A 26781-nucleotide genomic window follows, 5' to 3' on the forward strand; every position below is an offset into this window, starting at 1 on the left:
CTAGCGGTCCTGCCGAGGTCGTGCTCTGCTGCTGTCGTCCATCCCTTTGGCCCCATGGCCTCTGTCATTGCAAACGCCGACGGAAGGCTATTGCTTCTCGGATTCCTTCTTACGGAGAAAATTGCAAATCAAGTCGCATACAATATTCCAGCTTCCATCCCCGCGGGCGTGTATTCTTCGAGCCTCGCGCGCAGATTGCATTCTCTCTGGGCTTCAAACAGGTCGTGAAAGACTCCCATCTGAGACCGGTCTTCCGCGCCCGTTTTCAGTTCGACAGCGCACGTGTCTGTCAGCCGACAGTACTTCGGCTGGCCATAGCACGTGCTGGAAAATTGTGGCTCAACCCGCAATCTTTCCTCCGCATGCATGTCCTTCGCATCAGCATGATCCACGCCGTCCTTTTTCAAGGTCACACTGACACCGCTGTTCGTCAGGTCAGGCTGGCAGTCATACCTTGGCGGAGTGCGTGATCCGGGCGGCACGTAGCAGAAGCGCATGCAGCCAAGCTGGCGGCGGGCAACCAGTACTTTCCCCGCAAAAATGGCGTTCTCGGCTAGCTCAATGGCGTGGCTTTCGACTCTCCCGAAGATTGTAGAGCGCTTGATTGTAAGCGTAAATGGAGCCACGGCTTCTCCCAAACCGTGGATCGCGGCTTCACTCTCGCTGGTCGCGTCGACGATGCTATCGCTGATGTGCAACCGGTTCGCCCCCGTCTTTCTCTCTTTCCCGCCGATCCCCTGGATGGACCCGAGAATGCTGTGCTCGATTCGGATTGCCGCCGAAGTTTCTACCAATTGCAGACTCGGTTCTCCCATCCTGCGCGGGGTGCAATCTGGATTTAGGGCCCATCCCGGCACCAGCGTGGAATGGCGCAAGGTCAATTGCTCGATCCTGCCACGAACCTCAATTCCGCGCCCTGTGACTAGGAAGCCATCCAGGACAAAACTGCTGCCTGATCGCCCGCTCACCGTCAACGCATCCGGGCGAATGGCCTGCAGGTCATGAAGAGCGATAACCGGCCGCGCCCCATTCGCTGCGCGCAGTTCAAGATACTGGTTCTCGGCCAGTTCAACATGCACCTGCTCGCCGTAAACGCGGCTATCGTTGACCTGGATCACCGCGTGAGCCGGCTTGTCTTTAGCCCACTGCGCATGAGCCGCGTGAATGTGCGGAAACTCTGCGTTCGCGCCAACGCAGTATATCTTGCTGTTCGGATACATTCGCATGGAACGTTGATATTCACCGCCCCCCATATCGGCACTGAACGCGTAGTAATAGGAAACGACAACATCATGGTCAGGCAACTCGGTGGGCGGAAAGGCAATCCTACCCAATTCTGGATCAACGGCGACATAACCATGTCGGGGCCGATACTTCCACCCGCTCAGATCCGCTGGAACAACTTTTTCCGCAGGAATAGGTTTTGTCGGATCACAGCCTGCCCAATTCCCTGCCCAGATAGCTACACTACTGCCATCACCGTAATATCGAGGTGATGCCATATAGCTTGTCACGTTGTCTTTTAATAGTGGTTCTGCAAATGCCTCCCGCCGGATGGGCGTAGGAAGATCCGATTCACCGGCGATATCGGTAGGAGCGACCGCCAAGACAGGGTGGTTATAAAGTTGAACGTCGTTCCCAAGGATACTAAATGTGAAGCAATGATTGCCTGCCTGCTCCGCGCGGAAGGCGCGACTTCGCGTGACAGGATATACCTTCATCCTCCAAACAAAAAGCGCGATGCTAGGGACGTTAAAACGGTCCGCACTCCGTGGCAAGTTCATCCCTCCCAGTCCAAGCGTGCGGCCCTGGGATTCGAACGAACTTCCAAGCAGAGAGAGCGGGCCGGTATCATGGATATCCAGCGTTCGCCCGCGTTCCAGGCGTAGATGATCAAGGTCTTGTGTCACACTCAGAGAACGGCCGCACTCGACTACTCGGGCCGGCCATCCTGATGCTGAATTCGTCATCTGTTCCAGAAGAGCGAGCGTTCCTTTGCGACGGCGGAAGCCGATCGTATCGGCCACATCTTTGCGCTGAACGAGAATTTGCGCTGCCGCTGCGTTCGTTGCCCCATGCATAGCTCTGTGACCGATCAGATCTCCGATGTACGGTACCACCCAGTCTTCGCATGTCTCGATAAACCAGTTCGCATAGAGCTGCGCAATATCCGCCTCGACGAGATTCACCTGCGTTGCGATCACCTGCAACAGCTGTTGCAGTGGATATCCCTGCGCGGCATCGCGCTGCCGGTACAACGGCGGCAGCAAATCGTAGAGGCGGTCAACACTTGTGCTCATGAGCTGACCTCCGTGAGGATGAGGGTATCGGGAAGGTCCGGGCTGAGGTACGCTACCTGCGCCGGTTGCAGCACCCCTCTTTCGTCGGCTCTGGCGCCACGGACCGTGATTTGCTCCATGGGCGGCCGTGTCGCAAGCTGGACCAACTTGGTCGAAAGCTTGCTGGCATCTTCTGTATCCGACTCGCTGATGCTATCCAGCGTTGTCACCTTGACGTATGCCACGCCATCAATCTGCTGGATGGCTGCGATCACTTCGCTGAGAAAGACGGACTGCCCAAGTTTACGCTGGTCAAAGGCAAATGCAGTCAGAAGTGCGGTTCTTATCTGTGGCGCTACGTCTTCCCACTGGTAGCCGTCCTGCAGTTGCACCTGCGCGCTCATCACCAGCAACATGAACTCGGCCACTCCGATCTCGATGGGAAGATGCGGATCGCCCAATTCCTTGAAAGATTCGGACAGGTTGAGGAACGGCTCAGAAGTTTCATCCAGCAGAGTTCCTTCACTTCCCGCCACTGTCAGATAGACGATCTGGCTGTGGCCGTCAGAGAGTTGCGAAGCCGCTGCTTTACCGATGGCAGCGAATGTACGCGCGTAGTCGGCGTAGTCCTGTATTGAAACCAAGCGGTCCAAGCTGGTCACAGCCAATGGAGCATTGCCTCGCCCCTGATCGGTCGTTTCGCTATCGGCTCCTGCCGTCGACGGCAACGGATTATTCACACTCTTCACGCCGAGAGGACGCGTTGCCAGCATTGTGATCCGCCCGCTATCCACGTTGCCCGGTGTGCCGATGCCCGAGCGATAGGTTGCCCTGACATTCGCTACTCCTGTGGGGAGACGCATCCCGTGAACGCCATCTCCGAACTGAATCGTCGTGTTCCCGGAGGCGTCGGTCTTTGTTATGTAACTGCGATCCGATGGACCGGCATTCGCAAGCGTGTCAACCTCCTGCCACGGGATATCATTGACCTTCACCTGCAGCGTACTCTGCGCCCCTCCCGGCGTACTGGCGGGAACATAGGTGACCTGCGGATAATGAAGCGCGAACTGCTGCATGGACTGGGAGCCATTTCCGCTGCCTAGAACCTCGCTTCGCGATTCACCATGGGTAGCGCGGACTACGTTACCGGAGACGGTTACGCTGTTGCGCTTGTATGTGTAAGAGAGCGGCTGCGCGAGGTTGAGGAAGGAGTGTGTTGTATCGCCTGGCAAAGGTTGAGTTGTCGGCGGCGGCGTGGTTGCACTTCCTTCCGCAGTGGTTTCAGAACTGGACGCAGGCGCCGGAGGGACGGGAACCTCTTTAACCCCTTGATCAACGCCTGCGAGCATCACCAGCTCAGTGGCTGTAACTCCGGCCGTCGGCGTATCGGTCCGCTCGCCCTGTACGATCATCCATCGTCCGGAGTCAAGATCACTGTAGAGATCACCTAATTCGATTGTTCCACCTGAGACATCCTCGGTAACCGGCTCCGGCGCAAGACTAAGCTGTTCACTCTGGGTCGAGATTGTCGCCGGACGCACGGCGGATAGCATTCGGTCAGTTGCCGGATCCAGCCACTCGTCGGCCAACTTCAACTGCGTAACCTTGGACGACAGGTTATATCTGGTAATCGCGACTCTCTGGGTTGAGGTCACAGTGGTGAAGCGCGGTGCTTTCCAATCCGGGCGCTCGATCACCACCATGCTTCCTGGAAGAATCTGGTCGTAGATGGAATCAAGGGCCAACACTGTACCATCCGGCGCAGTCGCCGATTCATATCGGATCACAATGTCCTTCACCGCAGAGATAGAGGTTCGCTGCCCGCTCGTCGCTGTTGAAGCCGTCTGGCCGGCAGGCACCAGGATAGGCTCACCGCCGTCGACAGTGAGACTGAGTGCCTCAGTGTCTTTCGCATATGCGAGCTTGAATGTTGGAAGCGACGGCGAGAATACTACCACTAGCTCGGTATTCTGCTCGAGCTTCAGTTCGACGCCCCATGAACCGATCTTATTGTCACCCACCTTCTGAGGAAGAGAAAACGTCCGGCTCGCGCTCGTCGTGGGATCGGTTATCTTGATGAAGATCGTCGCCTGCCCACGCGTTTTCATTGCTTCAAAGGCGCGGCTGTCTTGCTGTTCCTTTTCCACCTGAGCCGCTGAGCTGATCACCATCAAGATGACGAGGCTTCCAGCGAGTGGCCATTCTTCGGCCCCGGTTACCACTCCGGTGCTGTCGACAATCGGTTTGAGTGGCGCAGTACTGCCAAACGGAGACGCTTGCACCCTGAGCGCAAACACTTGCCCTGGCGCCGGCGGAATGGTGGTATTCGCCAGGCTGGCATAAATCTGCGTTTGCAGCGGCGGATGCAGCGCGCTCAGCAACGCTGGAGTCGTATCCGCACTCGGTGCAAAGACCTGTGACACGCTTCTGTCAAGTTCGAGCGAGTTGGCCGGATGTCCCGCAGGAGGAATCATAAGGGGCTTCAACAATGCGACTGACGTCTCCGTCAACGAGGTTGAGACGGGAAAAGACGTTGAGGCCGATGGTGTCGCCGTCTGCAGGACGACCAAGGTACGCTTCTGATCAAACTGCTGTTCCACCGTTGCGACGCGCGATAACACTGGATCACTAGCTACGATCGCCACAGGATCATTCAGCTTCAGGTTCGTATTCACGCCGCTTGCATAAAATTGCGTAGTGCTCGCGGTGATCACCTGCGGCTGCGTCAGTCGCGGCGTTAGATTATTCCAGGCGCCCTGCGCCGAGAGGTCCCCCTCTATTTCAAAAGACTGCGGCAGCGCACCCTGTGCCGCGGGCTGGCTCTGCACACGGCTTCCAGCCGGAATCGTTGCGGCCGTCGCGCTGTTTGGATCGACAGTGTACGCGAGGTACACGCTTGCCGATACTCCGGGGCGAAGTGCATATCCGACCAGTTGCGCGAGATTAATGACTGACTGCCGTTCCGTGGCTGTGCGCAGGTAGCCTTCATTGGCAATGCGCTCCTGGTAGAAAGTGAGAACGTCCGCTATTACTGCCCAGGCATCGAGCAATGCCAGGGCCGGATCATCCGCCTCTCGCGTCCGTAAAGCTGCCAATGCGGGAAAATTGGGGCTCGAAAGACCGGCCTTCATCGTTTCGAAGAAGGTCGCATAAGTCCTGATTCGATACGTAATCGCACTCAAGCCGGGTCGATTCGTAATGGCAACCGGTGTGATCGCCTCAACACCCGTGCAGCACCCGCATGGCAGTTGTTTCATCGTCCACCTCGCAGATCTAGCACAAATCTGCCGTTTTCCGGCCGCGCCGCGTCATTGTCGAGCCGCGCCACTTCGAGCGGCCCGATTGGCAGGACTCCGTTCTCTATCTCGTGATTCGGCTCCTGGTATAACCGCTGAAGTTTGGTGACGATCACACTCTGCACCCCAGTCGCCGCCTGGGCCCTCGCAATCAGCGCACTGAGATAAATGTTGCCTCCAAAAGTCAGGTTGTCGGGATGGAAGAACCCTCGTCCGCCGCTGGCAAAGACGCGATTGCTGAAAAGATCCAGCAGCACAGGTTGGACATGTGCGCGGGAGTAATTCGAAAGCAGGTTGACCTTGATGGCGACATCGAGCGATACGTAGCTCGGAGGCGCCACGATCAGATCGTGTCCAATGCGGCGATAAACATAAAGATACCTGTGTATCTCTTCGAGCAACGCCTCATTGACCTGCTCCGTGCCTACCGGGTCAATGGCCACATGGACCTCATAACGAATTCCGGTCCACTGAAGTTCTGCTGCGGCGCGCTGCACCTTCGGATTGCGTTCCGCCAACGCCGCATAGTCATCCGCGGTGACGGCGCGCTCCAACTGCTGCTGGAAAGCCCCAGGAGCGAACAGCTTCACTTCATCAATCGATTCTGGGGCCGTGCCGCCCACTGCGGCCAATGGGTTCCTAGGCGTCAATGTCATCCCATTCAGCATGCCGTTGGAAAACGCGACCTGGACCATCGTCTCAGCACCTACGTTTCCAGACGCACCATTACCTATTCGATAATCGGCCGCAAACGATTCGCCCGCTTCCGGCGCCCGCCCGCATTCCCCGTCGCCGAACCGCAAATGCGCAACGCCTGCATCGTCCATCTCAACAACGTAGTCAAAGTCTTCGCCGCTGCTGTTCAGCAGATCTCTCTGCGGATTCCAGGATCGTAGATACTGCCCCATTTCGCTCGTCAATGCCGTCAATGTCTTCGCAGCAGGCTTAGCCGGGTCATACGAAGAAAGCAGTTTGAGCGTGGAAGGAGATAGCTCTGCGCGAAAATTATCTGATTGCATATCCGCCGGACTGGACAGGCGCGCCGCGAGCTTCGCAGGGTTCTGCAATTCGTCAAAACTGAACAGGGGACCGGAGCCATCAGACAGCCCCGGAATGCTGCGCAGTTCAATCTCAGGAATCGCGCCGCGAGGATCCTGGATCAAGCAGTCAGATGCGGGCGTCTGTGCGCTGAGTGGCGCGCTAAACGTGAGCGGTGTCTGCTGCAACATGGGTTGAAACATTCCACCGTCGACTTCAATTTCCGAGCCCCTTCCGATCCCTGTGCATACCTGCCGGGTAGCAGCCAGAGGAACCGTGCCGAGACTTTCATTCACCACCCAGCTTCCGTGGTCGGCAAGAAATACATTTCCTCGCGCGACGCTCACATCTGTAATGTACGGACAATCTGGAGCTGGACCAACCACCGATAAACATAGTGAGAATGGAAGTGCATCATCCGCTCCCCACTCAATATCAACCACGTTGATTCCATACACGGGGTCCTCGTTCATTTCAACTTTCGTGAGTCTCACAAAATGTCGATGCGCAGGATCTGCATCGGCTGGCGAGCCCGTGCCAGGTCCAATCACTTCTTCAAATAACAGCACATCTCCCACACGCAAGTGCAGCCTGCGCTCCTTGGCCGCGTCGGGGGATGACGCCGGCACTTCATCGATCAGGGTCGCATGCGTGCTTCCTGCTGGCAAACAGCACAATTCATCTCCCCAGGTGTAAAAGCTGATCTGATCGTGAGCGGCATAGATGAACAAAGGATCATTGTCCATCGGCTGGAACACCAGGTATCGGCTATTACGCAGGTTGGGCAACTGCGAGAATGCGAGGAAAGTATTCGCCGGTGGGGACTGTCCCTCATATGCTGCGAGAAATGAAATATCGGTGGGAAGGAGCGGTGGATTTATGACATCCTCGCTCGCCGTGATGCAAACCCAAGTCCGAGCATTGCATCCCTCATGCATCGGATAGTCGATCAGCCGCACATGGCGCCGCACTGAGATGCGTTGCCGCGCCGTGCTCAGATATGCTTCCGTGGCCACGGCATCCTGGTAGTAACTGAGATAGTCGGCCACATACGCGAGGATTTCGATCAGCACAATACCTATATCTGCTTCATGCTGTTCCTGCCAATCCGGCAGAGTCAGCGCAAGGCGATCAAGAATCAACTGACGAAATGTCCCGTAGTCTTTCGCCAGATAATTGATCTCTGGTGTAGCAAACTCCAGTGGTGGGCAGGGATTGTTTGGCTTGCAATCAACCGGGCTCACGACACCGACAGCAAATTTGAATTCCGCACGGGCATATCTCGCATCAAATCCCTCGAGCGGCCGATCGGTCGGTTGCCCTTCATTGTCCAATGCGACGAGCCGTAGCGTGTAGCGCGAAGAATCTCCGGGGCGATCGAGGGTGACTTGCAGACTATCATCTCTCTCAGGATCGTCTTCCCTGCATAAACGTACGTCGACCACTTTCAAGGCTCGACCTGTCACGCCCCCCGTAATCTGCACATTCTCCAGAGCAATCTTTTCGGGAGCAGCGCGGAAGAGATAAACCGTCAGCCGGAAATTCTCTTCACTCGCCTCGATGTAATCGATTCCGTTCGGGCCGCGCGCACGCAGGTCCGCGCGCCGTTGCGGTTCGCGACATGCCAGCGAAGTAGCGAGTGTCATGACTTACATCGTTCCTGTTATCTGCACAGCCACCGACTGGTTGGTGCTTCGACGAATGTACTGAAGGTTGATGTTCAAGGTGGAATCCACACTTGTAACTTCCAGGTCCTTGACCTGGAGCAAATCTCCCAGCCAGCGTTGCAAGGCTGCCTGCAGGGTAAATTGGAGCGCCGCAGCCATCTCCGGGCTGTTCGGAGCGAAGACCATCTGCCGCAGTCCGCAACCGAAATCCGGCTGGTTCACGCGCTCACCAGGGCTGGTGAATAGCAACTCTTCGATCATTTCCCGCAGATGGTCGTCATCATCCGCAACAGCGGTACGCCCGCGACGATCGAAATGGAATGGGAAATCGATATTCATGACGGTCAGACTCCGATCACCCTCTGCTGCACGTACGTTACGTTGGGTGGACCCGCAGGGATTGCCGTCGCGCTGAAGCAAATGCCATTTCCCGGCCCCGTGGCCGGCGCCTGCAGCAAAACAAACTCGGCATCGACCATTACGCGAGTCGAGATGTTGGCCCATTGGACCGGAACGCAAGGTTGGGGAACTGGCCCTCCAGGTGTGGGTATCTGAAACAAACAACCTTCGACGGTCAACTGATCGCTCTCGGTGGCTACAAATTGTCCGTTGACCATAACTCGGCTTTGGCTGGGAGGTATGGTCACCGGAGCAACGTGAGGGCAATTCATCACCGCACCCGTATGCAAAATGAATCCCGGCATCGCTTGATCTCCTTCCCTACTTCAGTACCGTGAGCCCACCTGTGTTGATGTCTACGGCAGTGCCCATCAACGTGATCATCGCGCCTTTGCCGTTCGAGATCGTGATTCCTGCATCGTTGATGAGGATGGCTGCTCCCGTATTCGAAATGATTGAAATACCTCCCGTAGGCCCCGGAACATCGCTTATGACAATCGAGTTCCCCAAATTGCTGCCAAGCACGATCGGAGGCGGTTCGGGCGGCGCCGAATTTGCCAGGACCGGGACGTCCGCCGATGAACCGCGCCAACACCCCGTCCACATCGCGAAGTCGGAATCTCCCTGTTGGAATTCAATCCATACTCCGGAACCGATCGGCGGAACGAAGTACAATCCCATGCCTGTTCCGGCAAGAGGGCTTGCCGACTCCGCCCAGATGCAGGGATCGGAGCCAAGTGCGTCCGGCACACTGACGAGCAGCCTCCCTGATCGATCGGCATCCACATTGCTCTCGACCACTCCCTTGTACTTGCCATAGAACTTCCTTCTGCTGCTCGTTCCTGTCGTCCCGCTCATGGCATCACCCTCGGTGTCAATGAAATCATCCCGTCGCGTCCAACGCTGAAGCTCTGCTTGTACTCGCCGCGTTTTATGTTGTGGGTCACACTCTTCACGTAATAGAAGCCGTCGTACGCGACACCCGCACCTCGCACCGATACCAGTTGCCGCGACTTCAGGATGTGCCCGTATCGCAATACATCCAGTTGTCCTGTGCCGGATATCGAATCCGATGCCTCCGCGGTTTGCGCCATCCCCATAAGCAGCGCCTGCGTAGAAGTCCATTTGGATGAATCGGGAAGTGGTCCTTGCCGCAGCGGCATCGCCGGCCTTAGTGCAAGCGGCGGCCGCAAAATACCTATGTCCGGCACGGGAAGATCGATTGTGATTTTCGTAATTGGCTCGGTAACACCGACCGTCATCTGCTGTTTCGACAGTCCGTCATACGTGAAGCTGAGGGATTCAACATTGGTGTCCGCATCCATGTTCACGCTGAGTGCCGGTTGTGGCACCCCTATCCGAATTTCGGGTCCCCAATATGCAATGCTCATGCCGGGCAACGGGCCCGGTTCAATATAGAAGACGTAACCGGCTTCCTGCGCCAAAGCCTTCGCATAGTTAAGATCAGTGCCGGTCTGGATCGGAATTCTCTCCGTCGGACTTGGAATATCCAGAAGGACCGGCGGAATGGGAAGAGGAACAATACCGTAAAGCACATAGTTCAAGCAGAGTAACGCAATACGCGCCTCCGCGGGCATTCCCGGATAACATGTGTTCTTCTCCTCCAGGTCCATCAGCAGGGAAAGATCTTGTCCGGTGATTGTCAACGTGGATTGCCCCGGCTCGTTGCTTGGCGTCACAGTATGCTGCGTAATGATGCCATCCATCAATACCGTCGGCACATTATTTGTCGTAACTACAAGGATGACTCGTATCTTGGGATCGAAATAGCCTGCTGGAAGCATCGCTGTACTGAGCAGCGACTTTTTGCTGAGGGCAAAGGTGATCTGAAAACCACTCGCTTGCCCTGCTGCGGACGTCACCTGCGCGCTCAGCAGAGCGTCCATGACCGGTTGGGGCGCCGGCACTGGCACCACAGGACCAACCAGCAGCGATAAGTAGAAGCCTCTAAGCATTCGGCGACGTCGACATTCCTTGCGGCAAAGTGATACGAAGTTGCCGGCCAATGGTTTCGGTTAACTCTTCCGGACGCATTGCGTTGTTTGCATCACAAAGCCTCCAGAATGCGGTGGGATCTCCCAGGTATTGATTTGCAATGTTGTCCAGTCTCTCGTCCTGCGTCACGGTGTGCATTTGAATCAGAGAAAACTGATCGGCAGAAGGCACAAATCGACGGGTCAGATAAATGATCGTAATACCAGCGGGCGTTTGCATCGTCGTCGTGGGCAAGCCGTAGTAACGGCTCGTGGCCGGATACAGCGTGGCCTGAACACTCACGGGGGTCAATAAGCTTTGAGCGCTACTCATGGAATTCCTCTCAATCCAAGTGCGCTAAGCGTACCTTGCGGACTCTTCGTTGCCAATTGCCCTTTCTGTTGCAGATAGGTCATAAACAAGCTGCCTCCCTTGTGCGCAAAACCGAGGTCGTTTACTGTCAATACGCGCATTCCTAAACTCACCTTGGCGCGGATCGGATTCAAATTCGGATCAAACGCTTCTTCCGTGATGCTGAACTCCGTGAGTCGCACCGGCAACACGCGAATCTGGCTCCATACAAAAAGCGACAGCGGCGCTTCCATCGGGGCGATTTCCAACACGCCCATCTGCGCCTGCGAATCGTTGTCAAGCAATTGCTGGACGCTGGGATAGACCATGATTTCAAGCGCCGCGAGTTGCGGATAGATTCCCAATTGCGCAACCGTGCTGGTGGGAGTCGCGACCTCCATCTGATCCGTCGCATCAATCTCGGCTTCGAGCTTAATCGTTTCCAGCGGCGGTGCTTTCAGCCGCAAAGCCTCCAGCCGGTCTCCCGGCTCCGGACCGATTCCCTGCAACTGCAGTGAACGCGTCAGCGTGTCGGGGTTATACTGCAGCACGATCGTCTGCACAGGCATACCCGTGTCGGGATCAAGCAGGACGATTCCGCCCTTCAGCAATTGCGGAGATCTGGGAAAACTCGTCATGGAGTCATCCTTTCCTCCGTGGCGGTCGCTGTCGCAGACACCGAATTGACTGGCTCTCGTTCATCTTTCTCCGGGGTTACGCGTACAGGCTGCCTTTCGGCAAGGTTCCATTCGGGGCATCGTTGTATTCAGGAGCTTCGCGAGGTGGTGCTGTCAACGTGAGAAAGCAGAGCTCTATCAATGCGTCGAAAATTGACTTGGTTAACTCAAGCCATACCTCGCCGCCAAGCGGATTGACTTGCCCATGCCAAATCCGCTGCTGAAGCTTGTATTGCTCGAACGTCATGAACCGCGGCATTCGCTCCTTGCCGCTGAGCTGAAGCTGATGACACGTGGGGATGCGGAAGTTTTTAGCAGCCTGCGCCGTTCCCGATCCTGCACCCACAGCCTTTCTCAACATTCCTGGAATCTCATCCAGGGTGACAACTTTATCCTTGCCGCCAATCAGGACGTGGTACTGTCCGGACGCATCGCGCCTCAGTCCAATGGTAGGTTTCGGTACCAGCGGCGTATTCGAAGGTCCCGATACACTCACGCTTACACTGCCGCGTTCAAGGTCCACTGTCAGGTCAAGGCCGCCGGTGGTTGGGGGCGGTCCCGGTTGACTTGGCTGACGCTGAAGAATAGCTCTGTCCGCTGAACCCGAAAGCAGTGACTCACCGGATGCTCCATGGCTCTGCATGATCCAGGAGCTCGTATTGTCGGCAGCGCGCTCTTGTGGCGAATCGCTGTCCCCTACACGCAAATCGCCTGCCGCCTGCACCGTACCCGAGGACTGTTGCACGACGTGCGCCAATTCGTGGGCAATGAGCTTGCGCCCTTCATGCGTTCTTGAAGCGTACTGTCCGCGATCAAAAACCAGCTTGCTACCGACTGTGTAGGCCGCAGCATTGACGCTCCTTGCGGACTCGGCCGCTAGTTCGTCGCTGTGCACGCGAACCCGGCTGAAATCCCGGCCGAAGCGTGATTCCATAAAGCTGCGCGTCGGAGCATCAAGAGCCTCGCCAGGAGAACGCAATACCTCGTGCACGATCCGAGGCGCTGCTGGTTGTGCCAACTGAGCTGTCGGGCTTCTCTGCAATGTCAGGTGCTTCTTTTTGCACTCATCGCACTTCCCTCCCATCGCCTGTTGTCCACACGCACACTTCCGCTGCAGTATCCAACCCTGCGATTGGGATGGAATGAATGCGTTGAAATGAACTGCTCGCGCGACAGGGCCTTCTCTCATCTGGACTTTCCAATGCCTCCATAGACCGACTTCGCGATCTGTGTTCCAAGCATTCGCGGCGTTGAGTTGCGAGCGGGTTGGAACGCCCCTGCCCGCACTCGTTGAACAACCTGTCCCTGCCGAAACTCCTGGCTGACGCCATTGGCCTTTATCAGTCGGCCCAGTTCTGCCTCCACTGCAGCCTTGACCGCCGCTCCCTGTGAACCCGGTAGCTGAATTCCCTCCAGTACCAGCCGGTCGATGTGCAATTTCACGTTCATGCCACTTCTCCCGTAGTCTCAAGACAACGAAAATCCGCTTCGTTCACCGCTCGATCCATCTTGATCAATTCGCTGCGAATGGACTGAAGCACCATGCTCATCGTCACCCGCTTTCCTGCCTGCGCGGCCAAAAAAGCTGCATTGATCGCCGCATTGTGAACGCTGCCGCCAGTCAGGTTCACACGGGCCAGACGATCGTAGTCGAGATCATCGACTGGAGTCTGCGACGGAAAGGCCTTGCGCCACATACGTCGTCGATCGGCCAGGTTAGGGAAGGGGAAGTTCACGATAAACCGAAGTCGCCGTGTGAATGCCATATCTAGTGCGCTCCGCATATTCGTTGCCAGAATGGCCAGCCCACAGTAGGCTTCCATGCGCTGTAGCAGGTAGTTGACCTCGATGTTCGCATATCGATCATGGCTATCCTTCACTTCGCTGCGCTTCCCGAACAGCGCATCGGCTTCGTCAAAAAACAGGATGGCTCCGCCATCTTCTGCTGCATCAAAAAGCCGCCGAAGATTCTTTTCAGTCTCGCCGATGTATTTGCTTACCACTGCCGAAAGATCAATGCGATAGAGGTTCAGGCGAAGATCATTGGCAATGACTTCGGCCGCCATGGTTTTGCCCGTGCCGCTTTCTCCCGCGAATAATGCGCTGATCCCAAGGCCCCGATTCATGCGGCGGCCAAATCCCCAGTCGTTGTATACCTTGCTTCGCTGGTTCACCTGCGCTGCAACTTGATGCAGCAACATCATCTCTTCCTCAGGCAACACAATGTCATCCCATGTTGCCTTGGGATCCAGCCGCAGGGCCAATGCATCGAGGTGCGGACGCACGCGCACTCGACAGGCATCCCAAAGTTTCTGTGAATAGGATGTATCCGTCGAGTCCGTCTCGGAGACAGCCATCTGTCCAATTTGAGAGATGTCGGAAAGATTGAGGCTGAACTGACCGGATAGCGCTCCCGGAATCTTACTGCCCTTGGGACCAATCACACTCTCCCACGCACACTTCTGTTCTTCCTGCGTGGGCTTGGAAACCTCGATGGTCCACGAAGCGCGGCCCGGGCGAGGCAGAGTCTCACGAACTGCCAGAAGCAGGAAACCATCACAACGTGCCAGCAGCCTGCGCATGGCCGTCGCCTGCGGCTCAGAGTCCATCTCCTGCGCGTCCAGGTAAAGTGCAAGAGGCAGAAGTAGATTCTCTCTTCTCCAAAGACGCGCGAACGCCTCCAGGTCTGTCGGTTGGGTCGGCACTGCTTCGCAGGAAATTCGATAGAGACGAAGTCTCGCGTCTGCGGCCGCATGCAAGGCCACTGTTTGTTTGCTTAAGGCGTCGGGCCCAGACAGTTGCACAATCGGTCGCGCCCCCATTTCCAGTGGACGCATCCAGCTTTGCACGATCTGTTCCACAACCTGTCTCTGCGAAGGCGCGAGATCTGAGGCGGGACCTGCATATCCGGCAGGGGTTAGATAGGGGGCCAGACGGTCATCAAGATAGTTCAGACCTTTGAGATACCCGACAACGCGCTCATCTGCGCGCAAAGCACACATTGTCAAAGGTTCCGCACCGGGCTGGTTGATCTCAATCAGCTTCCAATAGCGCAAGGGACGCTCGGGTGAAAAGGAATCCCATGCAGGTTCATCAAAGATTGAAAGCGCCAGCGCGAATGTGGGATGGGGCAGCCCGAAGTTCGACTTGGACTTTGCACAGAGCGCCGAGATGCCCGGATCGAACTCCGCTGCCGCGCACAAGAGCAGCACATTCTTTTCAAAGCTTGAGAGGCCCAGGTTCTCGCACAAAATCGTTAGAGACGGGAAGAACGTCTCACCTGGCTCGATTGATACCTCCTGCTCTACGAAATGATCCAGGGTTTCGACTGGTTCATTCGGCAAATCATCGGGGGTTTTCCGATTTTCACGACTCCCTCTCGCCGCGGAATCATCCTTCTGAATATTGTTCAACCGCAGACGCAGCCACTCCAAAGCTGCCGACAAATAGCGCGCGTTGGCGTCTTCCCATGCTCTAGCATCCATCATGGAATCGTGACCTTTTGCGACGCATCAAATTCTGGAATTGCGGTCGTACGATCCACCAGCTGACTATCCACTCCATCCACGCGCAGGCGGATAAAGTAAGTTCCCGGATCCACGCCAGTTATGACGAAACTGAGCTGGCTCGTCTGATTCGCCACCGGCGAAGATTGAATCTCCTGGCTTCCCACCATCAGAGCCACCCGCTGCTCTGGACGCACTTCAGGGGAGCACGTAAGACTGCACGTGACCACGCCGTTCTTGGCACGCTTGGCCTTCATTGGAAGCTTAGTCGTGATTGCCGGAGACAACGCGAGCGGCATCGCATTGCTCGTTTGATCGATTTGCCCCTTGTTGCTGATCACCACGCTTACCATGTAAGCGCCCGCGGGCCAGATAGCTGGATCATTCGGCGCAGGCGCGCCAGCTTGTACATCGCTGCGAAGGAGAACCGTAATTTCTGTGTCCGTTGCTGTCGAAGCACTCACTGTAAGCGGCGTGGTTAAGAGCGGGTGTGAAAACTGAACGCTGATCTGGTTGCCGCTCAACTTGTAGCCTGTGAGCGTCAGTGTATCTCCAAGCTGCGCCGTAGTCTGGTTCGGTGGCAAAACAATTTGCTCGAGCGTAGGAAATGGCGAGAGCAGATTTGTTTGTGATTGAATGCCGCTATCGCCCTGTCCCCGTTGCAGTACCGGCAAAGCAGCCACCACCGCGCGCGAGCTCTCAATCAGCACCACTGCCGCCTCGTATGCAACGGACAATCGATATTGTGTCTGGAAGCCCGTCCATAGTTTGGCAATCTCCTCCACCGAAAAGGGCTGCAAGGTAAATCGGACCCGTTCGAGTTGAAGCCAAAGATCGTTATTGGCAAGGGCCGTCTTAATCTCGTCGGAACTCAGCAACGGATGATCATTTAAACAGGCCATCGCCCTTCCCATCAGTTGATGGCTAAAGGGGCGCTGGGTATCGTTGTCCCGTCCAAACGCTGTAATCAGGTAATAAAGATTCAATCCTAATGGAGGCTGCGCTATTTCTCCCGGTTTTACGCGACCAGGCATGTCCATATTCCGCCACGCGCCGCTGGGCAAAACATGATAGAGAAAGATGTTTACCTGGTTCGCAGTGTTTCCATTCACGCGGGCTCGGTCCAACGGCTGCATCGTGACAACGGTATCCGCCAGATCTGGGTCAGCCGTCACTCCCGCCGTCAGCAGATTGCGCAGCGTGGCCGTGACCGCGGCGATGGCGAGCGGATTACTCATGGCGACTCTTCCCCGAACGTCTTCGCAGATATTCTTCCAGAGAAGGCACAGCTGAAGACGTTGGACCAGGCTGCCTGTGTTCCGCAACCGCTGCGGCGCGTACCTCGATCCTGCCGATGGTCACCTCAATCACCGGTTCGCGTGCTGGTTGCCGCTGTTCATGAAAACCGGCACGCGTCTCACGCGGCTCAAGTTGTCGCAAAGAAGGAATCGGTACGAGAGTTACTGCCTCTATATCGCGTCTCAAATAATTCTCACCCTCCTCAGAAGACGGCCGATTTACGACCGGAACTTGAGGAGTATCTTCATGCGGAGGGGGTGACGCTGGAGTCGCAGTCATCGCGGACCTTCCCACCTCCTTTCCCGAAATACCGCGCGGCGACGGAACATTATTTCCAGAGATTATTTGCCTCTCCTCTTCGTGTCGCGCGGGCTGATCTAGCTGCGACGCCTCCTTTACTCTCCCCGACATGGTTTCCACGACGCGCTCAAGCCTTGTGGCCACATTTACCACTGGCACTTCATCCTTCAGCGGTGAAGGTACCCGGTGCAGTATCGTCTTCTCAGCCAGCTCCGCTTTCGCTTCTGACGAGACATGGGGCGGGATTCGTTTCTGCCCGGCTGCCGGAGCTTCGCGCTCCCGCACCCAAGAGTCATTACGTGTCGCGACACCTTCCGCGCTCACCGGCAAATCTTGTCCATCAAGCGGTGTTCTCTCCGACACGTGCGGCGCAGACAAGGCTTCGCCAACGGGTTTTGATGGAACCGACACTTCTCGCCTTGCCACGGGAGGCATCACTTGGCTGGCCAGTTTCACCGGCAGAGTATCTGCAGCCGCCATTTGCACATTCTCCGAGGATGGGGGCGGTTCAGCGCGGATCGAGTCTGTTCTTGAATTCTCCTGCCCAAGCTGCAACGGCGTCTCCCTGGCATGACTCTCTAGTTCCGTCATCGAAGTTGGAGTCCACCCCGGCTCCGCCGACGCGGGTCCGAAAATCGAGACAGTGTGAGGCTGCAGCGCTGCCTGGTGCTGAAAGGTCCGGGACAACAGATTGGAAAGATAGCCGCTCATTCGCTCATCATCTCCAGGTAACGCTGACGACGCCATGAACTCATAGCCAGAATGTCGGCCTCGTGCCAACCATAAGCCCGCGCAAGACAATGGATTTCCCGCATCAAGCGAATCGCCCAGGCATGAATTTCTGTCCAGAGAAATGAAACGATATCAAAAGATGTCTGCCACTCCTCATTGCATGCCCCGCAAACTAGATTTAGCCTGACGTCACCGAGCGGGTCGACTTCCCCCAGCCGTTCGTCCAATGCGGCTACTATCCTTTGCGGCAACTCGGTGGCGGCCACCGCATTTCCTTCAAAAAGCGCCGAATCGACCACACGCTCCCGGAGCAGTCTGATTCTGTCGTCGAAGCCGTCCAACTCCTGAACCGCCGCTAAATCCAGGCTCGTAGGAACATGGAAGGCGACCTCGTATCCATCCCGGCGCAAGATCTCCGGCTCAACAGTGTTCCCCTCATGAATCGGTGGGACGGCGATATCCGTCACGCTGAATTCAAATTCCATTCTCGATTCACATCCGGGACACACAGCCAACCCCGTCAGCCGCTTCCCGAAAACCTGCTCGCGCAATGCCAGCAACCGGCGATCGCGCTCTCCGATTTGCAACTGCGCAAGCGCTGCTCTGGAGGCATCGGGATAAGCCGCCGCAAGAAGGGCCAATGCCCTTGCTGTAAGGTTGGGCTCCGCCATGCCTGATTCCCAGGCGGAGAGCAGGCCTCGGGAAGTGAACGCCTGCATAAGCTACTGTGCCGGCAACGTAAACGAGGGCTCGGTTGGCTCGGGTACGGCATCGTCCCGTTCCCAACCTTCGTTCTCGAGCTTGATGTGCTGGATCGCAACCGCATTCGCGTTCGCGTCCAGATCCGGCAACGCCTGATATTCCGAAACCCAGCATCGGTAAATCTTGTAAGCAATCGCGAGTTGACCCGCCTCGTTATAAAACTCGAGGAGTAGATCCTTGCGAAAATCCTTCAAAGAAACTTCCTTGCCGAGACCGGATCCATAATCCCATACCTTATTCGCCCACTTCTCGAACTCGGTATCGTGGGTGACACCACGCTCCAAGGTAATCGCATCGTATTCCGTGCGTCCGGGAGACTTGCGGCTGCTGCTGGGATCGCCGCCCTCGCGATGCTTTACCACTTCGGTCGATCGCTTGAGACCCGATACCTTGCTTATGCCCGCAACATATTTTCCATCCCACTTTACGCGGAACTTGAAGTTCTTGTAGGGGTCGAATCGATAGGAATTCACTGTGAATTGGGCCATGGACTCACTCCTTGCAAGTTAGGTCGCGATGGTTCCCGCGATTTGCTGAATCTGAAGCACCACGAACTCCGCCGGTTTCAACGGGGCAAACCCCACAATGATATTCACCACCCCAAGGTTGATATCATTCTGGGTCGTTGTACTGTCATCGCACTTCACAAAGTAGGCATCGGTAGGCGTCTGCCCTTGAAAGGCGCCTTGCACAAAAAGGTTTTGCATGAAGGCACCCACATTCAGACGAATTGCCGACCAGAGTGGAGCAGCATTAGGCTCAAATACGACCCACTGAGTTCCGCGATACAAGCTCTCTTCAAGGAATAGCGTGAATCGACGCACTGGAACGTACTTGTAATCATCTTCCAGTTGATCGGCTCCACGCAGCGTGCGCGCACCCCAGACCACGCTTCCCGCCTCTTTGAAAGTGCGCAAGCAATTAATTCCCAGTGGATTAAGCTGACCATTTTCATCGTTGGTCAAATTCACATCGAGCCCCACAATACCACTCAAGCCTGCATCAAGACCCGCCGGAGCCTTCCACACTCCGCGTTGTGCGTCCGTCGATGCCATGATGCCCGCAATCATTCCGCATGGCACATAGGTGTTCTGCTGTCCCTGGCTCAATATGTCCGATTCGATTACCCGCGGAAAATAGAGCGCTGCATTGCGCGCACGATCTCCCGTAAGATTCAGGGCGGCTAATCCATTCATCGCTCGATCGGCAGCGCCAATCGGGTTTTCACTCCATATACTTGGTGAATCTACGATCAGCATCGCTCGGCGCTTCTGGTAACAATAATCCAGCGCCGCCGAATACACATTGAGTGAGGTGTCCCCACCGGGCACATCAGGCGGAATGCACAACAGGTTGAAAAGATCAGCTCCCTCCAGCGCATAGAGTCCCGTCTTACTCGCCTGGCCATTGGTCGGTATGTAGTCTGTGTCTTGCAGCGCAGCGCCGTCAGATCCGCCTAGTGCTAAAACAGGGGCAGGCGGGGCAGCGGGAGCGGCCGGAGCAGGTCCTGCGGGCGCAGCGGGAGCGGCCGGAGCAACAGGTGCAGGGCCAGCCGCAGGCCCGGCAGGCGCAGCCGGGGCGGCAGGCGGCGGGGCAGGATTCGTTGCTGGCAGGTCCGGAACTCCAGGCGACTTCATCGGTACGACTACAAGCTCCGAACTCTGCGCCAGAACGCGATCCACACGCCGCGCCCTGGCTGCCGCAGATAAACCTGTATCCGGCTTGACCGTAACGTTCAGGTATCTTTCCTGCATCGCCACTTGTCCGTTAGACATTTCAATAACGGTCAAATTGAACAGATCGCCTACTTGCAATCCGTATCTACTCGCTACATCCGCTGTAATGAGATTGGCATCGACGCTCGCTGTCAGGCCATTCATTACAGTTGCCCCGACGGCTTGACCATTCGCCCACGTACCCGGACTTGACGCGTTCAGCTTCAAACCAGAGACAGTCAGCTGTGCTGTCGCCTTGCTGGGATCCCCTCCGAAAATCCGGACGATGATGGCTTGGCCGCCGCCGTTCTGATAAAAATCGTTGACCGCGTAGCTCATCGGGTAATCGACAGCAAGCCCGCCAAACAGCTGCTCGAAATCCCCGAAGTTATTGATCGTCGTAGCTCCGTTCAACGGCCCGCTCAGCGCACGACCAAGAAACGCTGTGATTGAGGTCGCGACACCTGTGATGGTGCGCACGCCGCTTGGGATTTCTTCGATGTAGACGCCCGGATAACTCGTCGAAACTGGCATGCAAACGCACTCCTCTGAATAGAGATGAGCGACACAGACTCAAGCGCCGAATTCTGTTGTGGAGGTAGCGCGAACCGAACCGATGAGTGGGCTACGGACCTGCGTGGGGATGTCCGGCTTTGCTGACCGTTAGTAAGAGTTACTATGAACACCGCAACGTGTCAAGCGAAAAAGACAATTACTTCACGAAAATCCTATGTTCGATTCGTAAAGCGACGATCATTTCCATGAAACGGTGCGGCAGACCCCTGATTCCATAACGCTTGGCATCGTGGCTGTATATGAACTTACTTCAGGCGATCAAGAAGGATACTTCGCGACCCGCCGCAATGGCGACGACCTCGAGTCTGGCCGAACGGCATTGCGCCTGTGCGGCTTCGGCTTCCCCTTCACAAGATCCAGGATCTCACGACCATTTCTCCAATGCGGCATTTGTACATTGAATATTTCCCATCCCCATCAGCGTCAATTCATGCCAACTTTTCAGTTCATGAGTAAGTTCTCTAAATCGGCTGATTAAATAGATAAGAAACACATGGAGTCACGCACAGACCTGTTCGGGGATGCGAAAACACTCGTGCTTTCAATTTATAGAAACGTTCTGATGAAATCGATGTAACATCCGAAAATAAACCTGGAGGCGATCTGATGCTGAATTCCACAACGCTTGAAGTTGCGATTGGAATGGCCCTGATATATCTGCTGCTCAGTCTCTTTTGCACCGCTATCAACGAGGCGATAGCCGGCATACTCGGTTCGCGAGCAAAGAACCTTGAGAAAGGAATTCAGAGCCTCTTTTCCGGCGGCGCGTTGAAACTGGCTGACAAGGGTCCTGCTCAGACCTACGCGCAGGCAATCTATGACCATGGCCTGGTGCAAAGTCTTTACAGAACTGACAAAGCAACAGGCGTGGCGCAGTGGATTCGAGGCGGGAGCCAACTTCCGTCCTACATCCCGTCGCGAACGTTTGCAATTGCCTTGTTCGACATTCTTTTCCAGCGCGACAAAACCTCGAAGTTTGCAGACGCTGCCAGACCCGCCGGCGAACAGCCAGCGCCACTCGACCTTGGGACCATGCTGAAGATGCTCCGCGATCTTCCCGACAGCAAAGCAAAGGAGGCCTTTACCGCGCTGGTACGCCAGTCTGGCGGAGACATCGCGAAAACGAGGCAGGCATTCGAGCAATGGTTCGACGACGGTATGGATCGTTGCGCCGGATGGTATAAGCGGAGGACTCAGTTCGCGCTATTTATACTCGGCCTTATTGTGGCTCTGACCTTGAATGTGGACTCCATCGCTGTTTCGCGCGCTCTATGGACCAGCCCCGCGCTGCGCTCCTATGCCGTGACAGTGGGAGAGCAATACGGCAAAACACAACCCGCGGCTGGGGAAATCACGAAGAATCTCGCCGATTTGCAGTCCCTCGCGCTACCAGTCGGCTGGAACGGCAGGCACTACACATTCCTCAGCACGGACGGTGAAAGCGACAGCCTGCTGTTCGCGATTGCGGGATGGCTGCTTACTGCGATCGCCATGACACTAGGCGCGCCATTCTGGTTCGATCTGCTGAATCAATTCATGGTCGTCCGCTCAACGATCAAGCCGAGAGAAAAGAGTGAGGTAGAGGGATCAAAGGATTCGCAACCGAGTTAGCTGCAGTTTGGATGACGACAATGTTACTCGGCCACGGGATTAGTTATTTGTGCCCTGGCAATAGGGGAACCGCTGTTTGCGGCTCACGCTCTCTTCAAGACAGTGCATGAGCCCACGTCCACACACCGCCAGAACTATTCTGGTGTTTTGGGTCCGTGATGATACATATGCTTGCTCAGATTGATGTGTTCGATACGAGAATAGTTCTCTTTCATGTTGCTTACGCAAAGCGCGTCACGTCCATCGTTTGAGATCGCTACCCGGGCGTCAGTGATTCCTTTGACATCTGCCTCACCAGCCAGAACCTGTTCCGAGTGAACAGGAATGTGTCCGGTTTTGCGATTCGAGATCAGCCATAGCGATTCGAAGTTGATGCTGTGCTATACTCCCCGTGCGGTCGGCATTCGTCCATCCGATTAAGGCTGAGAAGCGCGAGGTGAGGCAGTGTTTGAGAAGCCCCTCTCAAAGCCGACTTCATTGAGCCCCCATACTGGGGTAGCTCCTAGATTGCTCGCGCTGCGCCCGCTTGTCAGTAGTGAGAAGACCACGTCCGCAGGAGTCGTTTCAAGCCGCGATCTATACAGCAATCGAGACATGAGCCGCGTTCGGCTGTCCGGCGCCGATTCATCCGCTGAAACAGCAGTCTTCAAATCGCACCCATCCTTCGCTCAGCCGAGAATTCAGGCGAAGCTTCGTGTCAGTGAGCCTGGCGATCCCCAAGAGAAGGAGGCAAACGCACTGGCTGAGAGAGTCGCGGACGTGAGCGACGTGACATTATTCAGATCACCGCGCGGGGCATCTTCCGATGACGGCATGGGCGGCACTAGCGAATCGGGTACTGGTTCAGGCTGGTGGGCTGAGGTGCATCGTTCAGCGGCCGGGAACCAGGCACCGCAGGTGGATGCTGGACTGCCAGGTCGCTTACATTCCCGCCTTGGCCGCGGCATCATGCTTCCCGCGCAGGTACTCTCACATATGGAGTCGGGTCTGGGCGGAAACTTCGCCAACGTGCGAGTGCATACTGACACGCAAGCCTCAAGCCTGAGCGACGATCTCGGCGCGCATGCCTTCACCTATGGGCGCGACATCTTTTTTGCGACTGGCCAGTTTCAGCCTTCGAGCCCATTCGGACAACGGTTACTTGCTCACGAGTTGACGCACGTGATGCAGCAGCAGCGCGGGCCCAGCGGACGAGTCGATCGGAAGCCAAAAGAAGTAAAAACGGTGGGAGTAACCGTCAGTGTCACGGTCCACGAAGAGATGTCACCACAGGAGTTCAAGATCCGTGCAGTGATGCAGTTTCTTCAATGCGATCGTGCCGAAGCTGAACGCAGGGCCACGGCTTGGAATTATCCCGAGAAGAGCGATATCGGCCAAAACGGAATCACCTCCAGAACCGTGAACAAGCCGATACAAGTGATATTCCACTCGGCTGACATGTCTGCTGGTGAGAAGGCCGCCGAAGGCAAGCGGACTGCCGCGATCAATGCTCTTCCACCCGATCAGCGACGGGAAATGAATGACGAAGTCGATCGCCGTTTCTGGAACCATTACCAGTACAAACCCGGCTCGCCTCTCGGCAAGGGTCAGTCGGAAGAGGGCATGCGCCAGGCGTGGCTACGCACCCGTGATAGTGTTCTGCAGGACCAGGAGAATGTAGCTAAACTCGATCCGAAGATACTGGGCTTCCTGACGGCAGATGGAAAACGCCGAATTACACCGGTGGAGTATAAGACCGCACTGCGTATTGCGGGGAAGCTCAAGGAGTTCAGCAGCGAAGACTGGGAGCTATACAAACGGCGCATCAATGCCTCGACCGACAATTTTGAGGTACTTGAGCGTGCGATCGACACTTTCAGAGCGAGGCAAGCCACCGAGAAGGCGGTCCGCGATCGCATCAGCGGCAAAGAGAATCTATACCAGCAAGTCAAAGCCTTCGAGAGCCTCGAATCGCGCATGATGAGGGTGAATCCTCGGAACGACACAGCCGAGATCGATAAGCCAGGAAACCTGGCCCGGTACGTCGAGGCCAGCAAGGCACTGGACGCCTCCCTACAGGCCGCTGGCTTTGCCAGCGTGCAGGATTTCAAGGCTGCCAACGAGGCATTCCTCGAGGTCTTCCGCAAACGTGCAGTCGAACTTACCATGCTCGTCCTGCAGGCAAGTGAGCGTACGGTTGCGAGCGAACGCAAGCGCTACGAAGATCCAAAGGTACTGGCCGATTTGTTTGCGAAATTGGCACCCGTGCGGACGTCCGTCAAAGAGTCTCAAGAAGCTGCATCAGCGTCGATGCTTACGCCGATGCAACTCAAGAGTGACTCTCCCCTCAATCGATCACAAGAAGCGGCTCTGGGCCGCATGATTGAAGCAGATAATCGAACGAAAGAGGCGCGCGAGGGGCTGGCTAACCAGCACCCAATGCTCAAAGACCCTGAACTCAGCAGCTATTCGCTGAGTGTCGATAGCCCCGCCAAACTCGGAGAGGCACTTCGCAGAAACGCCGACAATAGGCAGGCTTCGATCGTCAAGACTCGCGTGGCGATTCTGGACGAGCCGGAAAAAGTCTTCAAGCTCGACCAGATTGTCGCGCTCACCAGCAAGGAGTTGCAGATTAGTTCTGACTCCATCTATGCGATGGTCGTCGAGGATCACAAGAAGGAAGTTCCAATCACAGACGTTCTGAAGGCGTTGGCCATCGGCGCGCTGGCGCTCGGTCTCGGCGTCGTCTCATTCGGAACGGGCACTGTGGCTGTACTTGCGGGCGCCGGCGCTCTCGCAATCGGCGTGGCTGGTGCTGTGGAGGAATACGGGAAATACGAAGAAGGCGTGGCCGCAGCGCACACCGACTTTGATACGGCGCTGAGCGTAAGCAGCGAGGAGCCAAGTGCGGTCTGGCTGGCGATCGCATTGATGAGTATTGGCCTTGACGGGGTGCAGTTGGCAAGTGCCTTTAAAGCTGCGCTTCCCGCGGCTCGCGCGCTTAAGAGCGCAGGGGATGCCGCGAAATTTGAACTTGAATTGGCGAAGGCGACCGAACTGACTGAGGGCATGCGCAAAGCTCTCAGTCGCGCCAAGGATACTCATATCGATTATCTCAATGCGCTCGAAGAACTGGCCGAGGCCGAGCGTACCGCACCTGGCCGGCTACTTGCGATAGGCGATAGCGAGAAAGCCAATGCCAGGATCAAGGTTGCGTATTACGCAATAAAGGGAAAGATCAATGACTTCGAAGTATTCATGCGCGAATTGAAGCTCGGCAAGCTGGCCAAGCGATTCGACGTCAGTTCTCTAACAGAAGAAGAGTTGGCCGCATGGAAAGCCGCCTTCAAGACTGCCCAAGAAAGAGTGGCAGAGGATGCCACCAAATTCAGCGTCAAGGTTCCTTTTAAGAGGGCGGGAGACCGGCTGGTCACATTTGACGAAAGCGGCAAGATGCTGCTCGACGGCAAGCCGGTCACAGAGGAACAATATAAGAGCATCTACAGGAATCTCGGCCTCCAGCATGTGATCAAGGGGCACGCCCCGGAGAAGCCTTTGATCGACGTGATGAACGAAGCGGCGAATGTCACGATAAACAAAAACGGCAAAGTGATCGGCGGCCTTTCGGGACGTTTCCGTACCGACGAGGTGCTGCTGCGATCGGTTGAGCGCGCCAAAGCCGCCTGGAAGGCCAATCCTCAAGAGCAGATATTTCTCGACGCTTTGCCCAGCGACGGCCGCAGCTTCGCCAAGGCCGACATGATACCACAAGGTGCACAGACGATGCTGCCTTTCGATGCGCCGCCGGGCGTAGTCGAGATCCAGGTTAAGCGCATCCTCGCAGTCTTTGAGCCGGATGGTACGTTAAAGACGATTTATCCAATAGGATACTGATGAGCGATATCTTTCAGATTGACTATCGAAATCCACACCTCGCCGTTCCACAGCCAGACCTGTATGAAGACTACGATGTCGTCTCGGCCTATTACGACTATGAACCGGCAGGTCCCGCTGTCACACTCCGAATCTGCGACTACAATCTCGACCTTAATGGACGGCTGCTCATCGACTGGATGTGCTCGTCGCTGAAGTTAGCTGAACGCATGATGGCTGGCGCTCCCGACGACTGGCCCAGTTTGCGCGAAACGTTTCCCAAGTCACCGCCGAATGCACGCCTTTACTCCTGGATTGCTTCAGACATCGCATATCAGCCACCCGCTCTGGTGTTTGTTGTCGACGGTGAACGTGTCATGGTTTATACGCGGAGCAGCGCCAGTGTGAGCGGCCCAAAGCTGGTGCTGCTTGAGGGAGACCGCGAAGCGCCTTGTATTGTCGACTTGGCAACGGTGCTGACGGCCATTGCGACCTGCCTCTCTCTTTACCTTGACGACTTGGTCGCGGCCTTTCCTTTCCTGCTTGAGGACGAGGTCTACAAATCGCAACGAAACAGGATCGCCGCCCTTTCCGGCCTGACGTTGAACTGATGGCGACCATCGCCGCCTGGTTGAGCCGGGTCTTCGTAGACAAGGGACTTTCGAAGATTGTCTGCCGCGAAGATTCCCTCCGCAGAAGACCAAACGGACGGGTTCCAGCCTGCAT

At 56.2% G+C, this 26781-nt stretch carries 20 protein-coding genes; 3 read left to right on the forward strand and 17 right to left on the reverse strand.

Annotated features, from left to right (window positions below; translation table 11 throughout):
• Positions 1-128: 128 nt before the first annotated feature.
• The 17 genes from OHL23_RS16035 to OHL23_RS16115 all read right to left on the reverse strand — a co-directional run bounded on the left by OHL23_RS16035 (position 129) and on the right by OHL23_RS16115 (position 20550).
• The gene (locus OHL23_RS16035; protein ID WP_263352920.1) at positions 129-2300 is read right to left on the reverse strand and encodes a hypothetical protein; all 2172 of its coding nucleotides are present in this window, start codon (positions 2298-2300) and stop codon (positions 129-131) included.
• Positions 2297-5536 carry a putative baseplate assembly protein gene (locus tag OHL23_RS16040; RefSeq protein WP_263352921.1) on the reverse strand — a complete coding sequence of 1080 codons (3240 nt, stop codon included), beginning with the start codon at positions 5534-5536 and terminating at the stop codon, positions 2297-2299. The genes OHL23_RS16035 and OHL23_RS16040 overlap by 4 nt, the downstream gene beginning before the upstream one ends.
• Entirely contained in the window at positions 5533-8259 is a 2727-nt protein-coding gene (locus OHL23_RS16045; RefSeq protein ID WP_263352922.1) for a putative baseplate assembly protein, read from the reverse strand. Before OHL23_RS16045 ends, OHL23_RS16040 begins: the two co-directional genes overlap by 4 nt.
• Before the next feature lie 3 nt (positions 8260-8262).
• A complete protein-coding gene (locus OHL23_RS16050) occupies positions 8263-8619 on the reverse strand; it encodes a GPW/gp25 family protein (protein ID WP_263352923.1) in 357 nt (118 codons plus the stop codon).
• A gap of 5 nt (positions 8620-8624) precedes the next feature.
• On the reverse strand, positions 8625-8984 hold the full coding sequence (locus tag OHL23_RS16055; protein ID WP_263352924.1) for a hypothetical protein: 360 nt from the start codon (positions 8982-8984) through the stop codon (positions 8625-8627).
• Positions 8985-9000: 16 nt separating this feature from the next.
• On the reverse strand, positions 9001-9537 hold the full coding sequence (locus OHL23_RS16060; RefSeq protein ID WP_263352925.1) for a phage baseplate assembly protein V: 537 nt from the start codon (positions 9535-9537) through the stop codon (positions 9001-9003).
• Positions 9534-10655 (reverse strand): hypothetical protein, encoded by a 1122-nt coding sequence (locus OHL23_RS16065; protein WP_263352926.1) that lies wholly within the window; start codon positions 10653-10655, stop codon positions 9534-9536. Before OHL23_RS16065 ends, OHL23_RS16060 begins: the two co-directional genes overlap by 4 nt.
• Entirely contained in the window at positions 10648-11007 is a 360-nt protein-coding gene (locus tag OHL23_RS16070) for a LysM domain-containing protein (RefSeq protein WP_263352927.1), read from the reverse strand. The genes OHL23_RS16065 and OHL23_RS16070 overlap by 8 nt, the downstream gene beginning before the upstream one ends.
• The gene (locus tag OHL23_RS16075) at positions 11004-11663 is read right to left on the reverse strand and encodes a hypothetical protein (RefSeq protein WP_263352928.1); all 660 of its coding nucleotides are present in this window, start codon (positions 11661-11663) and stop codon (positions 11004-11006) included. The genes OHL23_RS16070 and OHL23_RS16075 overlap by 4 nt, the downstream gene beginning before the upstream one ends.
• Before the next feature lie 76 nt (positions 11664-11739).
• Positions 11740-12720: an eCIS core domain-containing protein gene (locus OHL23_RS16080; RefSeq protein WP_263352929.1), complete on the reverse strand. Its 981-nt coding sequence runs from the start codon at positions 12718-12720 to the stop codon at positions 11740-11742.
• A 167-nt stretch (positions 12721-12887) separates the two neighbouring features.
• Positions 12888-13151 carry a hypothetical protein gene (locus tag OHL23_RS16085; protein ID WP_263352930.1) on the reverse strand — a complete coding sequence of 88 codons (264 nt, stop codon included), beginning with the start codon at positions 13149-13151 and terminating at the stop codon, positions 12888-12890.
• Positions 13148-15190: an ATP-binding protein gene (locus OHL23_RS16090; protein ID WP_263352931.1), complete on the reverse strand. Its 2043-nt coding sequence runs from the start codon at positions 15188-15190 to the stop codon at positions 13148-13150. The genes OHL23_RS16085 and OHL23_RS16090 overlap by 4 nt, the downstream gene beginning before the upstream one ends.
• The gene (locus tag OHL23_RS16095; protein WP_263352932.1) at positions 15187-16446 is read right to left on the reverse strand and encodes a DUF4255 domain-containing protein; all 1260 of its coding nucleotides are present in this window, start codon (positions 16444-16446) and stop codon (positions 15187-15189) included. Before OHL23_RS16095 ends, OHL23_RS16090 begins: the two co-directional genes overlap by 4 nt.
• Complete coding sequence (locus OHL23_RS16100) at positions 16439-17518, reverse strand: hypothetical protein (protein ID WP_263352933.1); 1080 nt, start codon at positions 17516-17518, stop codon at positions 16439-16441. The genes OHL23_RS16095 and OHL23_RS16100 overlap by 8 nt, the downstream gene beginning before the upstream one ends.
• Positions 17515-18210, reverse strand: coding sequence for a T4 family baseplate hub assembly chaperone (locus OHL23_RS16105; RefSeq protein WP_263352934.1), 696 nt, complete (start codon positions 18208-18210; stop codon positions 17515-17517). The genes OHL23_RS16100 and OHL23_RS16105 overlap by 4 nt, the downstream gene beginning before the upstream one ends.
• Before the next feature lie 51 nt (positions 18211-18261).
• Positions 18262-18789, reverse strand: a complete 528-nt coding sequence (locus OHL23_RS16110; RefSeq protein ID WP_263352935.1) for a phage tail protein — start codon at positions 18787-18789, stop codon at positions 18262-18264.
• A gap of 18 nt (positions 18790-18807) precedes the next feature.
• Entirely contained in the window at positions 18808-20550 is a 1743-nt protein-coding gene (locus tag OHL23_RS16115; RefSeq protein ID WP_263352936.1) for a phage tail sheath family protein, read from the reverse strand.
• Positions 20551-21198: 648 nt separating this feature from the next.
• Between OHL23_RS16115 and OHL23_RS16120 the strand changes: the two genes are divergently transcribed.
• The 3 genes from OHL23_RS16120 to OHL23_RS16130 all read left to right on the forward strand — a co-directional run bounded on the left by OHL23_RS16120 (position 21199) and on the right by OHL23_RS16130 (position 26666).
• Positions 21199-22203: a hypothetical protein gene (locus OHL23_RS16120; RefSeq protein WP_263352937.1), complete on the forward strand. Its 1005-nt coding sequence runs from the start codon at positions 21199-21201 to the stop codon at positions 22201-22203.
• Between the two features lie 594 nt (positions 22204-22797).
• Positions 22798-26076 carry an eCIS core domain-containing protein gene (locus OHL23_RS16125; RefSeq protein WP_263352938.1) on the forward strand — a complete coding sequence of 1093 codons (3279 nt, stop codon included), beginning with the start codon at positions 22798-22800 and terminating at the stop codon, positions 26074-26076.
• Positions 26076-26666 carry a hypothetical protein gene (locus OHL23_RS16130; protein ID WP_263352939.1) on the forward strand — a complete coding sequence of 197 codons (591 nt, stop codon included), beginning with the start codon at positions 26076-26078 and terminating at the stop codon, positions 26664-26666. The genes OHL23_RS16125 and OHL23_RS16130 overlap by 1 nt, the downstream gene beginning before the upstream one ends.
• The last annotated feature ends 115 nt before the right edge of the window (positions 26667-26781 follow it).

This window comes from Acidicapsa acidisoli (assembly GCF_025685625.1).
Classification (GTDB): Bacteria; Acidobacteriota; Terriglobia; order Terriglobales; family Acidobacteriaceae; genus Acidicapsa; species Acidicapsa acidisoli.

Excerpts from the sequence above, each read along its gene's own strand:
- OHL23_RS16120 (WP_263352937.1), top strand. The coding sequence starts at position 21,199 with ATGCTGAATTCCACAACGCTTGAAGTTGCGATTGGAATGGCCCTGATA.
- OHL23_RS16100 (WP_263352933.1), bottom strand. The coding sequence starts at position 17,518 with ATGAGCGGCTATCTTTCCAATCTGTTGTCCCGGACCTTTCAGCACCAG.
- OHL23_RS16070 (WP_263352927.1), bottom strand. The coding sequence starts at position 11,007 with ATGAGTAGCGCTCAAAGCTTATTGACCCCCGTGAGTGTTCAGGCCACG.
- OHL23_RS16065 (WP_263352926.1), bottom strand. The coding sequence starts at position 10,655 with ATGCTTAGAGGCTTCTACTTATCGCTGCTGGTTGGTCCTGTGGTGCCA.
- OHL23_RS16130 (WP_263352939.1), top strand. The coding sequence starts at position 26,076 with ATGAGCGATATCTTTCAGATTGACTATCGAAATCCACACCTCGCCGTT.
- OHL23_RS16055 (WP_263352924.1), bottom strand. The coding sequence starts at position 8,984 with ATGCCGGGATTCATTTTGCATACGGGTGCGGTGATGAATTGCCCTCAC.
- OHL23_RS16125 (WP_263352938.1), top strand. The coding sequence starts at position 22,798 with ATGAGCCGCGTTCGGCTGTCCGGCGCCGATTCATCCGCTGAAACAGCA.
- OHL23_RS16040 (WP_263352921.1), bottom strand. The coding sequence starts at position 5,536 with ATGAAACAACTGCCATGCGGGTGCTGCACGGGTGTTGAGGCGATCACA.
- OHL23_RS16075 (WP_263352928.1), bottom strand. The coding sequence starts at position 11,663 with ATGACGAGTTTTCCCAGATCTCCGCAATTGCTGAAGGGCGGAATCGTC.
- OHL23_RS16095 (WP_263352932.1), bottom strand. The coding sequence starts at position 16,446 with ATGAGTAATCCGCTCGCCATCGCCGCGGTCACGGCCACGCTGCGCAAT.
- OHL23_RS16045 (WP_263352922.1), bottom strand. The coding sequence starts at position 8,259 with ATGACACTCGCTACTTCGCTGGCATGTCGCGAACCGCAACGGCGCGCG.
- OHL23_RS16115 (WP_263352936.1), bottom strand. The coding sequence starts at position 20,550 with ATGCCAGTTTCGACGAGTTATCCGGGCGTCTACATCGAAGAAATCCCA.
- OHL23_RS16050 (WP_263352923.1), bottom strand. The coding sequence starts at position 8,619 with ATGAATATCGATTTCCCATTCCATTTCGATCGTCGCGGGCGTACCGCT.
- OHL23_RS16105 (WP_263352934.1), bottom strand. The coding sequence starts at position 18,210 with ATGGCGGAGCCCAACCTTACAGCAAGGGCATTGGCCCTTCTTGCGGCG.
- OHL23_RS16085 (WP_263352930.1), bottom strand. The coding sequence starts at position 13,151 with ATGAACGTGAAATTGCACATCGACCGGCTGGTACTGGAGGGAATTCAG.
- OHL23_RS16110 (WP_263352935.1), bottom strand. The coding sequence starts at position 18,789 with ATGGCCCAATTCACAGTGAATTCCTATCGATTCGACCCCTACAAGAAC.
- OHL23_RS16060 (WP_263352925.1), bottom strand. The coding sequence starts at position 9,537 with ATGAGCGGGACGACAGGAACGAGCAGCAGAAGGAAGTTCTATGGCAAG.
- OHL23_RS16035 (WP_263352920.1), bottom strand. The coding sequence starts at position 2,300 with ATGAGCACAAGTGTTGACCGCCTCTACGATTTGCTGCCGCCGTTGTAC.
- OHL23_RS16090 (WP_263352931.1), bottom strand. The coding sequence starts at position 15,190 with ATGATGGATGCTAGAGCATGGGAAGACGCCAACGCGCGCTATTTGTCG.